Annotated in this window: 13 protein-coding genes; all 13 read left to right on the forward strand. The window is 40.6% G+C overall.

Going from position 1 to position 16893, the window contains the following annotated elements; all coding sequences use genetic code 11:
• Position 1: 1 nt before the first annotated feature.
• The 13 genes from xrtB to ACV7NC_RS14255 all read left to right on the forward strand — a co-directional run bounded on the left by xrtB (position 2) and on the right by ACV7NC_RS14255 (position 16786).
• On the forward strand, positions 2–898 hold the full coding sequence (gene xrtB / locus ACV7NC_RS14195; protein WP_458153293.1) for an exosortase B: 897 nt from the start codon (positions 2–4) through the stop codon (positions 896–898).
• Between the two features lie 42 nt (positions 899–940).
• Positions 941–1627, forward strand: coding sequence for an exosortase-associated protein EpsI, B-type (epsI, locus tag ACV7NC_RS14200; protein WP_458153294.1), 687 nt, complete (start codon positions 941–943; stop codon positions 1625–1627).
• Positions 1620–3122, forward strand: a complete 1503-nt coding sequence (locus ACV7NC_RS14205; RefSeq protein ID WP_458153295.1) for a hypothetical protein — start codon at positions 1620–1622, stop codon at positions 3120–3122. Before epsI ends, ACV7NC_RS14205 begins: the two co-directional genes overlap by 8 nt.
• A 449-nt stretch (positions 3123–3571) precedes the next feature.
• On the forward strand, positions 3572–3748 hold the full coding sequence (locus tag ACV7NC_RS14210) for a hypothetical protein (RefSeq protein WP_458153296.1): 177 nt from the start codon (positions 3572–3574) through the stop codon (positions 3746–3748).
• Positions 3749–4184: 436 nt separating this feature from the next.
• Positions 4185–5423: a polysaccharide pyruvyl transferase family protein gene (locus tag ACV7NC_RS14215; protein ID WP_458153297.1), complete on the forward strand. Its 1239-nt coding sequence runs from the start codon at positions 4185–4187 to the stop codon at positions 5421–5423.
• 243 nt (positions 5424–5666) lie between these two features.
• Complete coding sequence (locus tag ACV7NC_RS14220) at positions 5667–6893, forward strand: hypothetical protein (protein ID WP_458153298.1); 1227 nt, start codon at positions 5667–5669, stop codon at positions 6891–6893.
• Between the two features lie 9 nt (positions 6894–6902).
• Entirely contained in the window at positions 6903–8465 is a 1563-nt protein-coding gene (locus ACV7NC_RS14225; RefSeq protein WP_458153299.1) for a lipopolysaccharide biosynthesis protein, read from the forward strand.
• 248 nt (positions 8466–8713) lie between these two features.
• Entirely contained in the window at positions 8714–10585 is a 1872-nt protein-coding gene (gene asnB, locus ACV7NC_RS14230) for an asparagine synthase (glutamine-hydrolyzing) (protein WP_458153300.1), read from the forward strand.
• A 79-nt stretch (positions 10586–10664) separates the two neighbouring features.
• The gene (locus tag ACV7NC_RS14235; protein WP_458153301.1) at positions 10665–12662 is read left to right on the forward strand and encodes an alginate lyase family protein; all 1998 of its coding nucleotides are present in this window, start codon (positions 10665–10667) and stop codon (positions 12660–12662) included.
• 53 nt (positions 12663–12715) lie between these two features.
• Positions 12716–14026 carry a nucleotide sugar dehydrogenase gene (locus ACV7NC_RS14240; protein WP_458153302.1) on the forward strand — a complete coding sequence of 437 codons (1311 nt, stop codon included), beginning with the start codon at positions 12716–12718 and terminating at the stop codon, positions 14024–14026.
• Entirely contained in the window at positions 14007–14702 is a 696-nt protein-coding gene (locus ACV7NC_RS14245; RefSeq protein WP_458153303.1) for a class I SAM-dependent methyltransferase, read from the forward strand. The genes ACV7NC_RS14240 and ACV7NC_RS14245 overlap by 20 nt, the downstream gene beginning before the upstream one ends.
• A gap of 49 nt (positions 14703–14751) precedes the next feature.
• Positions 14752–15471 (forward strand): class I SAM-dependent methyltransferase, encoded by a 720-nt coding sequence (locus ACV7NC_RS14250; protein ID WP_458153304.1) that lies wholly within the window; start codon positions 14752–14754, stop codon positions 15469–15471.
• A gap of 109 nt (positions 15472–15580) precedes the next feature.
• The gene (locus tag ACV7NC_RS14255; protein WP_458153306.1) at positions 15581–16786 is read left to right on the forward strand and encodes a glycosyltransferase family 4 protein; all 1206 of its coding nucleotides are present in this window, start codon (positions 15581–15583) and stop codon (positions 16784–16786) included.
• Positions 16787–16893 lie beyond the last annotated feature (107 nt).

Below are 16893 nucleotides of genomic sequence, written 5' to 3' on the forward strand. Positions count from 1 at the left end.
CATGCTTACTATTCCACTAAAGTCTCATGCTTACAAACACATATTAATTGATTGGGGGCCGGTTCTGTTGGGGTTGTTAACTTTATACTTGCCAACAGTATTTGATCTCTTTAATGGTATCTGGGCCAGTGAGGAGCAAGCACATGGACCAATCATTTTGTTACTTTCACTCTGGCTTATTTACCGCAAGTGGCCAGAAATGATGATTAAAAGTGAAGGAAGATCGCCATCATTTTTTGGAGGGTGGCTAATTTTTCTTTTTGCACTATTGATTTATATTATTGGACGGTCTCAACAGATATTGATATTCGAAATGGGATCATTCATTGTGTCAATTACCGCAATCTTGCTGCTTAAGCGAGGAGTAAGTGCCCTCAAGGTAATGTGGTTTCCAATTTTCTTTCTGTTATTTATGATTCCACTGCCTGGTACAGTCGTAAGCTTGCTAACTATGCCGATGAAGATGGCAGTTTCATATGTTGCGGAGAACATTTTGTTTTGGGCTAACTATCCAATAGCGCGTAATGGTGTGATATTGCAGATTGGTCAATATCAATTACTTGTGGCAGATGCTTGTGCCGGTTTGCAAACGTTATTGACTTTAGAAGCGCTGGGATTGTTTTATTTAAATTTAGTGCAACATACCTCTTTTTTTAGAAATGTAGCATTAGCAATTCTGATTATACCGATTTCTTTTACGGCGAATGTGATACGTGTAATCGTACTTACTTTAATTACCTATCACTATGGAGATGCAGCAGGGCAAGGCTTCTTGCATGGATTTGCTGGAATGGTTTTATTTATAAGTGCCCTAATACTGATATTGGGGGTGGATTCACTGCTTCAATTATTTGTAAAAACACAACCTGCAAATGTTTTACAAACTGCAAGTAAATAACTTTCCAAACTGTGCATTGATAGAGCTAAAAGGGAGAATTGAATGAGAAAATCCTTAATTACTAGTTTCATGTTGGGAATCTTGATGATAGTGTCTGCCGCATTAACAATGGCATTAACTCCTACAAAAAAGATTGCTGATCTGCAAGATAGGTTTGACTTGGAAGTTATGATACCTGCGAAATTTGGTAGTTGGAGAATTGATGACTCAATTATACCCTTGCAAGTAGACGCAGATACTCAAGCGAAGCTTGACAAAATATATAATCAGACATTGTCGAGAACTTATGTAAACTCGTATGGCGAAAGAATAATGTTATCAATTGCATATGGTGGTGATCAAAGTGACAATCTTGCAGTACATAAACCTGAAGTATGCTATTACGCTCAAGGGTTTGAGATAATGAAAATTTATGCTGATGAATTGCTTACTCAATATGGGAAATTTCCCATAAAACGTTTAATGGCTGTTAAAGGTAATCGCAATGAACCTATTACATATTGGGTAACTATCGGAAATAAAGCAGTATTGCCTGGAATCGAAGAAAAATTACAACAACTTCGATATGGGCTGACAGGTAATGTACCGGATGGAATGCTGGTCAGAGTTTCAACCATTGATACTGATAAAGAGAAAGCTTATCAGCTTCAAAACGTATTTATTCAAGACTTATTGTCAACGATTGCGGATGGGGAACGTACCCGACTAATAGGAAGCTTTGGTGTATAAACAAGTTTCCGTTAATAAGACGAGTACGTCGTCGGATTTCGGTAATAAGAACGTATTATTTTATGTCATTGCATTAGCAAGTGTGCTATTAGCAATTTTGTTTGGCTTGTTTGCCGTAACGGCAAATCCAATCATTATCAGCCTTGCAGTTGCACTTGTTGGCGGTTCCTTTCTCTTGACAAAACCGATCTGGATGGTCTGGTTGCTTTTGGCGTCTGGTTTATTGGTGGTAGGGATGCTACCACTATATTTAGATTTCCTTGCATCTAAAGCAGTGTGGGGAGTTTCAATTCTTGGTTTTATTCTTTTATTTATGGCGATTTTTAGAATTGCCATTTTCCCAAAAGCTGTAAAAGCTACTCCGGCTTTTGTTTGGCTTGCTCTCTTTTTTTTAATCTACGCTACCTTGAATTCATTGCTTCAATGGCATACGGAACTTGAGTTTTTAGGCGGGATTAAGCGCTACTTTCAAATGTATGGATTGCTTTTTATTTTGTGTTGGTATGACTTTGATGAGGAAGATATTTATCGATGGAAGGTGTTTTTCCTAATAGCAGCTATATTGCAATTGCCTGTAGCGGTATACGAGCTTTTGGTTTTTGCTCCTGCACTGGTTGGAACTTGGGGATTAGCCGCTGTTGATTTGGTAGCAGGAACCTTCGGTGCAAAAAAAGACGGTGGGGGGAATAATGCAGAAATGTGTCTTTTCTTGATTATTATGATGGCTTTCTTACTCGCAAGGCATAAAGAGAAAATTTTGTCATCTAAATGGCTTGTTATATTCCTTTCCATCTTAATACCACCGTTGTTCCTTGGTGAAACTAAAGCGGTTATTGTGATGCTGCCGCTGATGTTTTTAGTGCTTTATCGGCATGAGATTTTCATTCGCTTCCATTATTGGTTGATTGGTTTTATTTCTGCAATATTACTTGCTGTGGCTATTGGTTATTATTATCTTAGTTTGAATCCAAAGCCAGTTGATCAACAACTGACGGAAATCATTGAATATAATTTTCAAGACAAGGGTTACGGTGGACAGCATCTGAATCGTACAACTGTTCTTACATTCTGGGCTGAGAAACAAGGCATTCATGATCCTGTTTCTTTTATATTTGGAAATGGCATTGGTAGCTCACATACGCCTACTCGTGGTCATCTAACAAAAATTTATCCTGCATATGGTATCGGATTAACAGCGGTATCAACATTACTTTGGGATTTTGGTGTGGTTGGCTTAGGCTTGTTTTTATCTATACTTGCTTCTGCCTGGATCTGTGCTCGGAAGTTAAAAAAGGAATCTAATATCCCCTCAGTAAAAGCAGATGCTATTACGATTCAAGCGGCTGTAGTATTGTTCGCATTTCATATTTTTTACCGTGATTCATTACTAGACTCACCGGCTATACAGATTGTATTTTCTGGATTACTTGGTTATTTGGCTTGGATACACCGCAGGCATTTCTCTTCTGATTACAGTAAGAAAGAGAGCTTTTGAAATGAAGCTTCATGGGAGGTAATCTCAAAAAAATGACAGGAGTTAAAGTAGAGTTTTTCTGTAATTTATACTTAACAGGTTCTGCAGTGAAGAAATTGAAATTCAGAGATAGCCCCAGTTCATGGCAATACTAATTAAGCTGAGGTGGGAATGCGGATTCTGGCGTGTGTCGTAAACTAGGTACTAGCATGAGATGATTTATAGATTGCACAGCGAGTGGCGCAGAACAAGTCTATGTGTATTATTGATCTGTAAAACATTAGATATCTCAGAAAAAACTAACTATCCACTAGGGAAATGCTGATTAATTGACTATACGAGCGAATTACTTCGTTGCGCGGTACTCGCCCCCTTGACTATCTTGTTGATATGTCTCGGTTGCTGTGCTCCGTGCGCCTCGTGCTTCATCTCGTTCGCCGAATTAATCAGCGTTTCCCTGGGCACTCTACGTGAAAAAGAAGAATTTGCTGTTTGTGGTCGTTGCGTATATTACCTATCTACCCACCAATGGCGGCTTTCCTTATCTACATGCGTTGGATGATTCCAACCGCGAGGAACTGAGAATAGAAGTGGATGTATCGCTGTCATCCAGGATGTGTTGCACATGCCTTGGAGAAGATCATTGAATGGTAAGGTAAGCCAAAGGGGATCCGGCAGTGATAATGGGCCGAAAAAATATCAGCGGCACGTTTCGTTGTTTGGATTAGAAAAGGGAGGTATCCTCCTGCTTGATTACATCCAACTCGGAAAGTAACAGCAGAATACTTTATTGGTATGCTTTAACAGAACAGTTTTGCGTGAATTCGAGATGTATGAATTTCAACCATTGAAGGAGTGTAAATTAGTGTGAAACAATGGCTGCGGATTATACAAAAAAATACGACTTGCTATGACACCTCTTCCGGGTATCATACCACCAGATGAAGCTGGCAGAAGTTTTTAGATCAAAACTCTCAAATGAGAACTTTTGTGGCAGATGATGGGGATTACTTTATGAATTTTTTCAAGATTACTAGTTGGTAACTAATAAACCCTAAACCTTATAGTTCATTTGGAACCGGAATGATAAATAGATATTATTTTCTTGGCCACGAAACATTATCAAATCGTGGGTGTGAAGCATTAATTAGAGGAATCTCAAGTATTATCTTTGAGCGATTACCTGATGCGGAATTTCTTGTGCCAAGTTTTAATGTTGAAAGTGATAAGAAACAATGGATTCTAGATAATGACAACCGAATAAGCTTTATTCCGGCTTATAAGTTACCTCTCTATACAAGAATCTGGGGGAGGTTAGATAGAACGATCCCTAAACTTAGCCGCTTGTGTTTTCCTTCTCCTCCGATATCAAAAGATATTCAACAGCAGCTAGGCAATACAACAGCTGGTATTTTGACAGGTGGTGACGTTATTTCTTTAGAATATGGGATTCCCGCACTTTTAAAGTTTTTAGGGCAAGCAGAAAGTTACATGGCCGGAGGTCGTCCAGTGATTCTATGGGCAGCTTCGGTTGGGCCGTTTAATTCTCAACCGGATGTTGAGAAATATGTTGTAAAGAAGCTGGCAGCATTTTCTGGAATTTCTGTGCGTGAAACATCAAGTTATACTTATTTACAACAACTTGGGCTTGATAATGTAAAGTTGGTTGCTGATCCAGCCTTCGTGATGATGCCGGATCCTTGGGATACATCTTTTATCATGCCCAAAGATATTGGTGAAGGAATATTGGGATTTAACATTAGCCCACTAATAAAAAATTTTCGTGGTAATAAGTCTCATGTTTGGGAAATGGAAAAAGCCGTAGTTGAATTTTTGCAAGATGTGATTAAGCGTACCAACCTTTCGATTGTACTAATACCACATGTAGATAGTATTGATGGTAGCGATTGGAACAGTGACTACCGCTATATGTTGCAATTAATGAAACAAATGGATCTGTCAGAAGATGTGATAGTAGCCCGGGTGAGTCTTGCGCCGCGCAATATGAACGCGGTACAAACTAAATTCCTGATCTCACAATGCAGATTCTTCATTGGTGCTCGGACGCATGCCACTATCGCGGCATGGTCTACACATGTGCCGACTGTTTCAATTTCCTATAGCATCAAGGCGCTTGGGTTAAATACCGACTTGTTCGGAGATCTAAGCTATGTTTTGGAAACTTCCCGGATTTCAAGGAATACCCTATGGGAATCATTGGAAAAATTGCGAGTTAATGAAAAAAATATAAAAAATCTGCTGCAACACAAAATTCCTCAGTGGCAACAACGAGCGCGAGAAGCGATCGATCAAGTTATATAGATAATTCATTAAAGATTAAGTGTTAATTGACAGGAATAATGCTTGCGGCTTGCTTATTTTGCCATTATTTTTTATTGATGGCGGAGATCTCTTTTCAGTGTGATTTGAGATTAGCTATTATAAAAATAAAATTAAAGCTACAGAAAGTAAGGGCTCGTTTGTCTAGTTAATGAAACTTTACTAAAAATTAAGATGAAAATTCTAATTGGAAAATTGAACTGTTAAGAATGGTATAAAAGATTTATGAAAATTTCTAGCCTAAAGAATGTGATTGATGGAAATAATGTTATCCTTTCAGTAACTGTTGACAGCGAAAAAATGGGTAATAACGAGCTTTGGTTTTCCGTTCCTGATAAATATGCTTATGGATTATGTGAAACCAGAATGGATGGTTTCTTAGTGGGTATGATATTTCCTGCTATGCGGTACGGGGAGAATATTCATGTGGAGGGCTGTGTGTCCGCGCAATTACTCTTTAATCTAAACCAATATGTAATTCCAATGCTGATGGCATTTCTTCCCGCATGTAAGCAGATAAAAATAACTGCAGCTGAGACCAATTCGGATAGGTTTGATTGCTTAGGAGTTGGTACTGGTTTCTCTGGTGGTGTTGATTCATTCTGTACTTTATATGATCATTATGAATTAGAACAGAATACTGAAAATCGAATCAATAGTTTAATTTTTCTTAACGTTGGCTCAAATGGTCCGGGACGTTCGAATGAAGAGCTGGCGTACGCGCGAAAGAAATTTCGTAGTCGTTATGAATATTTAACTAAATTTCCAAAAGAGCTTGGCTTAGATTTTATTCCTATAGACTCGAATCTACATTTCTTTCATCCCTGGGGACATCAATTAACCCATTCATTGACAACAATATCCGCTGTCTTGGTCATGCAAAATATGTACCGGAAATATTTTTATGCCTCAAGCGGATTATCTTATCTTGAATTGTTCAAATATTATAATTTTTTATTGAAGATTGATACTGCACTAATTGATCCAATGTTACTGCCTTTGTTGTCAACAGAATCACTGGATTTCATATCTGATGGTGCTCAATATACACGTACTGAAAAAATTCTTCGTATCGTTGACTATGAGCCTGTACAACGTTATTTAAACGTGTGTGTTCATGGTAGAGAATCTCCTGAGAATTGTTCAGAATGCAGTAAATGCTGTCGCACACTAATGACTCTTAACTCCATTGGTAAGCTTGAAGTTTTCTCAAATCTTTTCGACATTCAGAAATACAAAAGACATGTAGAATTTTTGTACGTTTGCCAGCAGGTAGTACTACAGAATAAAAATCCATTTGCACTAAATAATATTGAGTTAGCAAGGAAACACAACATCAAGCTTCCTTCATTCATGGTTAGTTTCCTCTTAATATCATTGATCAGTTTAGCTAGAACTTGGATACCCCAAACTTTTTTATCCAAGATTAAATCATTGATAAGACAATATTAGGCTATTACATTGGGTGTAATCAAACAGATTGTACGTAATACCCTAAGCGGATGGCTTGCTGTCGGGATTCGCGGTGCGCTTGCACTTATTATTGTGCCATTCCTGCTTAATCATTTGGGGAAGGAAGGATTCGGGTTAATTGGCATATTGGGCGTAATTGTCAGTATGGCTGCTGTAGCAGACTTAGGATTACGAGGCGCGCTTGGACGTGAGTTAGCCGAACAACTTGCACGCAATGATCTGAAAATCTACAGTGAATTGGCAAGTACTGCATTGGTTCTTTATTTTTGCCTTGCTTGTGTTCTTGGATTTGCTGGTTGGTTGCTTGCACCATGGGTTGTCGAAGTCTTAAAAGTCTCTGAAGCAATGCATGAAGATGCAGTTAGTTCAGTTCGCATTTACGGGACCCTGTCTATCATTCTTTCTTTTATAACGCCCGTTTTTTCTGCTGCGCTTTCAAGCTTTCACCGATTTGATATTATTAACTCGGTACAATTGATTGTCGGAATCTTCTCCAGCATCACACTGTTCATTGTAATCCCGGTTGTTGAGAATCCACTGTATGGGTGGGTCGGTGTTATGCTGGTATCAGAGCTATCTATATTATTTCTATCAATAATTTTCTTCCGGAAATTTTGTAATGGCGCAGAGATTGGGCTGAGTTATCTAAATATTAAGCGACTGATTCCATTGTTTCATCTGGGAGGGTATTTGTATGTAATTCAGCTCGCTCAAACTCTTACAAATACAGCGAACTCTATTGTTTTATCTTTTTTTCTTGGACCTATAAGCGTTGCTTTATATCAACCCGCTTCAAAGTTATCAGCAATGTTTAATCCAATAGTCATGACTCTTGCAGAACAACTTTTCCCGTTAACTACAAAATTTCATACAACAGAGAATAAAGAAAAACTGCAAGAAACTTTTTTGTGGGGTACAAAATATACTTTGTTATTAGGCAGCTTTGTATCCGTAAATATTTTTATTTTTTCTGAACCGCTAGCGAGACTGTGGCTTTTCGATTCCCTAGGAGATGATTATCTAATCGTTGTACAAGTCATGAAAATATTTGCCATTGTTGATTTGATGACATATGCCTCGGGAACGCAATGGCCAGTTCTTCTTGGAATGAAGAAATTGAGGTATTTATCTATCTTACTTGTAGTCACAGCGATTCTAAATATTCTAGTATCGATTTACTTTGTTGGTTTCACTGCAGTTGGGGTTGCAGGTGTGCTGTATGGTACAATTATCAGTAAATTCATTAGGATAATTCTATTGACGTTACATGTCTTAGAACTACTGAGAGTGCGGTTCTTTGTTTTTTTTCGGTTTTCAATTCTAGGTCCACTAATTTGTTTATTTTTTTCAGGGCTGTGTACATGGATTTTAATTAATAATTATTCGTGTGATACATGGGTTGATTTAATGTCAATGGTTGCAGCAACAACTACAGTGTGGCTTTTCTGTTTTTGGTTCGTTGGATTGAATTTCAATGAACGTAACCATATAGTTGCTGCCATTAAAAAAATTCGCGGTAAATCCGGTTCTAAACCACAAAATCCAGTTTGATAAGTAGTTTAATTCACCAAGTAATAAGATGTATGGCTGATGGAGCGCAAGAGACAAGTTATATCCATGCGATAAGTGGGTTCTTGAGTACCACCGATACTACAGCAGACAATTTTAGCCTTTTCCTAAATCTTCCTGAGATTCTTGAGAGATGCCATCACTATTAGATAGATGGAAGACTTAGTTAGTCTATATCATAATCTCGTTTTGCTAAAATATTATTTTTAATAAGAAGATAAATTTCTATAATGTGTGGAATTGCCGGTATTGCAGGATCTTTCACCCAATCTTTCGATTTTAGTGGCGCATTGCGCAATATGTCGGCAGTAATCAGCCATCGGGGGCCGGATGATGATGGATTTCTTGAAACGGTCACTCGGGATAATCGCTATCGAATTGGTTTGGCGCATCGACGCTTATCGATTATCGATCTCTCTACGGGACATCAACCCATCGGTAATGAAGATGGCAGTATCCAGATTATATTTAACGGTGAAATATACAACTTTCATTTGCTACGTGATGAACTGATTGCCTGTGGTCACCGGTTCGCAACTGCCTCCGATACTGAAACTATCGTGCATGCTTATGAGCAGTGGGGGGAACGCTGTGTGGAATATTTTCGTGGCATGTTCGCTTTTGCCATCTGGGATGCGCGTCATGAACGACTTTTTTTAGCACGAGACCGATTTGGCAAAAAACCGCTGTTTTTATATGAAGCAAATGGCATCTTATTGTTTGCTTCTGAAATCAAATCTCTGCTCACATTTCCCGGAGTTGATGTTGAGGTTGAACCAGTAGCGGTTTGGGATTACTTGATGTATCGCTATGTGCCTGCGCCAAATACATTATTCCGGAGAATTCGTAAGTTAATGCCGGGTTGCTATGCGGTTTGGGAAAAGGATAATTTGATCGAGCGGCAATATTATCAGCCGCCTGATCGGCAAGTGTATTCCGAAACGCCTTTACCTGCAGATCCAGTAGGAGCATTTCTAGATAAACTCGATGAAGCGGTGAATATTCGAATGATTTCGGATGTGCCATTTGGTGCTTTTTTGTCGGGAGGCATTGATTCATCCGCAGTCGTAGGACTCATGTCGCGACATTCGACGCAGCCCATCAAGACTTTCTCGGTAGGATTCTCGGAATCAAAATATAGTGAGTTGGCTTATGCCCGAACGATTGCCGATCAATTTAAGACTGAGCATCATGAGCTGGTTGTTTCGCAAGAACATCTCATTGAACATCTGCCAGCATTGGTTCGCTTTCGTGATGCACCCGTAGCTGAGCCTTCAGATATACCCATTTACTTATTGGCAAAGGAAGCAAGGCAAACAGTCAAAATGGTTTTGACGGGAGAAGGTGCTGATGAATTTTTGGGAGGATATCCCAAACATGTATATGAACGCTATGTAGCATGGTATCAACTAATACCTGGTTTTGCGCGCCATAATATTCTGGAACCCCTGATTCAAGCGCTTCCCTATCGGTTCCGGCGTGCCAAGACCGCAATCGTAAATTTGGGTTTAGAACGTTTTGAAGAACGGATGCCTCGCTGGTTTGGTGCATTATCCGAGGCTGAAAGAGATGACTTGGTTGCTTTGCCGCGCCATGTCCTTGCAAATAGTGTTCAGTTTAACACTTCACCTGAAAATAGCGCGATGCGGCGCATCTTGTATTTTGATCAAACCAGCTGGCTGCCTGATAATTTATTGGAGCGCGGAGATCGGATGACGATGGCAGCTTCTTTGGAAGCACGAATGCCTTTTATGGATCATGAACTAGCTGCTTTTGTGTCAAGTTTGCCCGACAATTTCCGTGTTCGTGGCAAGATAACAAAATGGATATTGCGCGAGGCGATGAAGCGGCTGCTGCCGCCAGCGATTTTGGAGCGACCCAAAGTGGGATTTCGTGTGCCAGTTAATGAGTGGTTTCAGGGACCTATGCGTGATTATCTCTATGAGCACTTAACAGGCACTGCATCGATTACCCGAACTTATTATCAAAAAAATAAACTTGAAAAAGTTTTAGCGGATCATGTCGCAGGCCGCCAAAACCACGAAAAGCTACTGTGGAGTCTGCTTAATCTTGAAATCTGGCATCGCCAGTATCTGAAATAATAGTAATCATATATTAAAGAGATCATCTTTATGTTCCTAAGATAATATTTTTCTGTATGTTAATAACTGCCTAGCTAATATGAATAATCTGTCTTGGAAATTCAATCGATTGCGTACGATGGGAGGGGCTGAAATTGGCTATCGATTACTCCAAGCTGTTCAGTTAAGACTTGAGTTGCTCTTGCAAGAGAGTTCTAAAAAATCTTCACCCCCCAAACTCTCCACCTTTGGCAAACCTTGGATAAATACGCTACCAAACCAATTCGATGTTCGATTATATTGTGATGCGGCGGATCGTGTATTAGCAGGATATTTTGATGTTTTTGCGCTGAAAGATGCAAAACTTGGTTTCCCGCCACGATGGAATCGTGATCCTAAAACTGGTACTGAAGCGCCACTGGTTTTTGGTAAAACACTCGATTACCGTGATGAGCGTATTGTGGGGGATATTAAATATCTTTGGGAGCCTAACCGACATTTACATTTAACAATCTTAGCTCAGGCTTACCATTTAAGTGGTGATAAGCACTATGCAGAAGGTGCGCAAACATTTCTGGAGTCGTGGTTTGATCAATGCCCTTATCCGTTGGGTGTGAATTGGACGAGTTCGTTAGAGTTAGCGATAAGGCTGGTGAATTGGTCTTTTACCTGGCATTTGCTAGGTGGCAGCTCATGTTACCTTTTTACATCAGATGAAGGTCAACGATTTCAGCGACGATGGTTAGATAGCATTTTTCAACATTGCCAGTTTATTGCTGGGTTTCTGTCACGTCATTCTTCTGCAAACAATCACCTGTATGGTGAGTTGATGGGATTGTTTGTGGCCGCTGTCACTTGGCCTTGCTGGCGCGAAAGTGAGCAATGGAAAACGCAAGCTTATAGAGAATTGGAGACGGAGACACTCAAACAAAATGCACCCGACGGTGTGAATCGCGAACAAGCGGTATATTATCAGCATGAAGTAACCGATATGATGTTGATTTGCTGGTTGACTGCACGCGCAAATGGTGTCGGATTTTCTCAGCACTTTTCTTCAAGATTAGAAAGAATGCTTGAATTTATTGCATCGATCATGGATCTCTCCGGTACCGTACCGATGATCGGAGATGCAGACGGCGCTTTAATGGTGCATTGGAGTCAAGAATCTGACTGGAATGTTTATCGTTCGCTGCTGGCGACAGGTGCTCTCATATACAATCGCGCGGATTTTAAAATAAAAGCCAATCATTTCGATGATAAAAGCCGTTGGTTATTAGGCGATGAAGCTAAATTGCAATTTGATTCGATTGACACAAGCGGCATTCAAGCTAGACCTCGCCAGGAATTCAGAGAGGGTGGCTATTTCGTGATGGGAGACAATTTTAATTCGGATGGGGAAGTTCGCATCGTGGCAGATGCCGGACCGCTGGGCTACCTGTCTATTGCTGCGCATGGACATGCGGATGCTTTGTCTTTTACGTTATCGGTTGCGGGCAATGAATTGCTAATTGATCCCGGTACCTACGCATTTCATACCCAAAAAAAATGGCGCGACTATTTTCGAGGTACTTCAGCACATAATACGATCAGAGTCGATGGAATGGATCAATCAGAATCTGGCGGTAATTTTATGTGGCTACGTAAAGCGGAGGTTTTTTGTGAATTCTGGGAAAGCAATGAGATTAAGGATTGTCTAGTTGCCAGTCACGATGGTTATATTAGACTGATGGATCCTATAACGCATCGCCGTAAAATTGAATTTCTAAAAAAAGAAAGCACGATTGTGGTCGAAGACACTTTGGAATGTTCTGGTACGCACGATATTGAATTGAATTGGCATTTCTCCGAAGCATGTAAAGTGGTTGTAGAACACGATCGAATCGTGGCAACAGTTGCGAATGTACGTGTCGACATGGCCATGTCGCCAGGTAATTCTCAACCGGAATTGGTGTGTGGTGATGATCAACTACCGCTTGGTTGGGTTTCACGCAGATTTGATGAAAAAGCGCCTGCGCCAACCGTTACTTGGCGCGAGAAAATTACCGGAACAGCTCGAAGATCAACAATTATCAAAATATCATCGGGTTATGATGCATGAATTGGTTTGAGCAAGCTGTAAAAAGATTCTGATCAACAATTTGAAGGAGTCACATGAAAATAAGTATTTTTGGTTTGGGTTACGTGGGCACCGTATCTGCCGGTTGTTTAGCTACGGATGGGCATTTTGTGATCGGTGTCGATCCGAACAAAACAAAAGTTGACCTGATCAATCAGGGTACTTCGCCGATTGTTGAGAAAGATATCGGAGAAATGATTGCCGCAGCAGTGAAAAACAATCAATTACGAGCGACTCTTGATGTGCGTGACGCGGTGATGAATTCGGATATATCTTTGGTCTGCGTCGGAACACCCTCGCAATTGAACGGTAACTTGGATTTAAGCCATGTGCGTAAGGTATGTGAGCAAATCGGAGCTGCTCTTAAAGATAAAAGCGACTTTCACGTTGTTGTGGCGCGCAGTACGATGCTTCCGGGTTCCATGCGCAATGTCGTGATTCCAGCATTGGAATCTTTCTCAGGCAAGAAGGCAGGTTCTGATTTTGGGGTTTGCAATAATCCGGAATTTCTCAGGGAAGGGACAGCGGTATTTGATTACTACAACCCGCCAAAGACAGTTATCGGCGAGACGGATACCAAAGCCGGTGAATTGCTGATGCAGTTGTATGCAAAAATGGCTGCTCCCTTGATAAGAACCGGTGTTGAAACCGCTGAAATGGTTAAGTATGCGGATAATACTTGGCATGCGGTTAAAGTGGCTTTTGCCAACGAGATTGGAAATCTCTGTAAAGCAGAGGGGATTGACGGCCACAAAGTAATGGAAATTTTTTGTCAGGATACTAAATTAAATTTATCGCCTTATTATATGAAGCCGGGTTTTGCATTTGGCGGTTCTTGCTTGCCAAAGGATGTGCGGGCTTTGATGTATAAAGGAAAGAGTCTGGATATCGATTTGCCGTTAATTAATGCGATTCTCCCATCAAATCAGCGGCAGATTGAGAAAGGTATCAAGATGATTGCTGAGAAGGGAAATAAAAAAATTGGCATCCTGGGTTTCTCTTTTAAAGCCGGGACGGATGATTTGCGGGAATCGCCATTGGTCAATGTGATTGAATATCTGATCGGTAAAGGTTATGAACTGAAGCTTTATGATAAAAATGTGAATTTGGCTGCTTTAACCGGTGCAAATCAGGATTATATTTTGAATCATATTCCGCATATTTCCAAGTTGATGGCTTCCTCAATGGACGAAGTGCTGAATTTTGCGGAAACAATAGTAATAGGTAATGGGGCGGCGGAGTTCCGTAATGTCCCGAATGAATTGAAATCAGGTCAAGTTGTTGTTGACCTTGTGCGAATTGTTCCTAATCAAAGCGGGGATCGTTATGACGGAATTTGTTGGTGAAACACAAACGATAGATTTTGCGGATCCGAAAACAAAGATTCTTGCCGATATTTTTTGTAAAGAACAAGATTTGATACCTAAGCGGTTACTGGTAGTTGGGTGTGGGAGAGGTATCGAAGCAGCGGTTCTGGCACAACATCTGGGTGCCAATGTTACCGGTATTGATATTATCGCGAATTTCGATTCGCGTGCAGCGCGCATAGCCGATCTGCAACAAGGTGATGCGACGAAAATGGAGTTCGCTGACGGAAGCTTTGATTTTGTTTATTCTTTTCACGCACTTGAACATATTCCTGACTATAGGGCGGCTCTAGCAGAGATACACCGAGTACTTTGTCCTGGTGGACGATGGATGATTGGCACGCCAAACCGGAAACGGGTGATAGGGTATCTAGGTAGTAAGGATGCCTCGATCGCCGATAAACTTCACTGGAACTATATCGACTGGAAGGCAAAGTTTCAAGGACGATTCCGAAATGAGCTTGGTGCACATGCGGGCTATACGCAAGAAGAACTATCAAGCGAGCTCGCGAAGGTATTTAGTAAGGTGACGGATATTACATTTGACTATTATCGCAGTCTTTATTCGAAAAAACTTCATTTAATCAATGCGGCAATTAATCTAGGGGCGGCATCCTTGATGTTTCCTTGTATCTATTTCATGGGGCGGCGTTAAATTAAATTTGGGTATGGATTGATTATTTAAGGGAAGTCGAAATAATATAATGGCAACGAATCAGAAGTCATCATTCATCATTGAGGGCGCTGGAAATTTGCTCGCCCGTTTACGGACATCTTTCCGGCAACGCAGGGCTAAAATGTTTCTGAATCATTTCGATTTAACTCCAGAAACTAAAATTCTTGATCTCGGGGGGTGGAATGGTGTGCATATTCATGCAGTATTGCAGAATTCCTCAGTACAATCGACCAATGTATATATTGCGGATATTGACGAACAGGCTGTTCAACAAGCTTCGGAGCGTTTCGGGTTTGTTCCTGTTGTAATTCCTGAAGCAGGGGCGCTACCCTTTCCTGATAAATTCTTTGATATTGTTTTTTGTTCTTCTGTCATTGAGCATGTAACCGTTCCCAAAGAGAGTGTATGGACATTGGTCTCCGGTCGCGTATTTCGTGAAGAAGCACAACGTCATCAGAGTGAGTTTGCAAGGGAAATCGTCCGTTTAGGTAATGGATATTTCGTGCAGGCACCATATCGCTGGTTTCCGATTGAAACACATTCCTGGTTACCCTTTATGAGTTATTTGCCGCGCGGGATTCAAGTACCCTTGCTACGTTTTACCAATCGTTATTGGATTAAACAAACCAGCCCGGATTTTTATTTGCCAACTAGAGGAGATATGCAGCGCTATTTTCCTGATGCCAATATTCTTGAAGAGCGCGTATTGGGTTTAACCAAGTCTCTGATCGCTTATCATCGTAAATAAAGCACCCCGCCGCAAGCGGCGAGGTATTAAATGCGCTCTTCAAACTGCTGGTTTTCAACCAGCTTACGCCCCAAGGGGCGAGGAATTAAACCCGATAGAGATTAAAAAAATGATACAGACTCAGCGCCGAGTTCTAATTTTAGTCGAGAATCTCCCATCGCCTTTTGATCGGCGAGTGTGGCAAGAAGCGACAACCTTGCATAGCAATGGTTATGCCATTTCAATTATTTGTCCCACAGGCAAGGGCTATGAGAAAGAATATGAGATGATCGATGGCATTCATATTTATCGCTATCATCTTCCGTTTGAGGCAGAAGGCGCAAAAGGTTATTTGATTGAGTATTCACTTGCGCTCTTTCACACTTTTCGTCTTTCCTGGAAAGTGTATTTCAAACATGGATTTGACGTGATTCATGCCTGCAATCCTCCTGATTTATTGTTCTTGGTTGGTGGCTTCTTTAAGGTTCTGATGCGAAAAAAATTTATTTTCGATCATCATGATATTAATCCGGAACTCTATGAGGCCAAGTTTGGTCGGCGCGATTTTTTTTATAAATTACTTGTATTGTTCGAACGCTGGACATTTAAGACCGCGGATGTCTCGATCGCTACTAATGAATCTTATAAACGGATTGCTATTGAACGCGGCGGCATGGATCCAGATAAAGTTTTCGTGGTACGTAGCGGGCCGAAGTTAGATCGGTTGAGAATCATACCTCCCAAGGAAGAGCTAAAACGTGGGCGAAAATTTTTAATCGGCTATGTCGGCGTAATGGGTGCGCAAGAAGGCATTGATTTATTACTGCAAGCAGCATGTTATCTAATTAAAGATTTAGGACGAACGGATGTACATTTCGGTCTGGTTGGCGGCGGTACATCTTTAGACGAAATGAAACAGATGGCTATCGATCTCGGAATCTCAGATTTCGTGACTTTCACTGGCCGAGTTCCGGATCAAGAGTTACTGGAGATGCTCAACACCGCTGATCTATGTGTTAATCCGGATGTGGCTAATGAAATGAATGACAAATCAACCATGAACAAAATCATGGAATATATGGCAATAGGTAAACCAATTGTCCAGTTTGATCTTACAGAAGGAAGGGTATCTGCACAGCGAGCTTCTTTGTATGCAAATAGGAATGATCCAAAAGACATGGCGCAAAAAATCTTGCAGTTACTAGACGATCCAGAATTGCGTAAGCAAATGGGTGAGTTTGGCCGCAATCGTGTAAAAAATGAACTTGAGTGGCGCTATGAAGCGCCTAATTTATTAGCAGCGTATGATGCGACATTTGATGAAAAAGAGAAGTGAAGTTTAACTGTGATTTAGCATCGAAGACTATTGCTATACCAAAGAATTAACGGTTCATGCTTTCTCAATTTTTCATTGAATTGACCAGTTATGCGCCGAAAAACTAA

The sequence above is a fragment of the Nitrosomonas limosa genome, assembly GCF_054188085.1.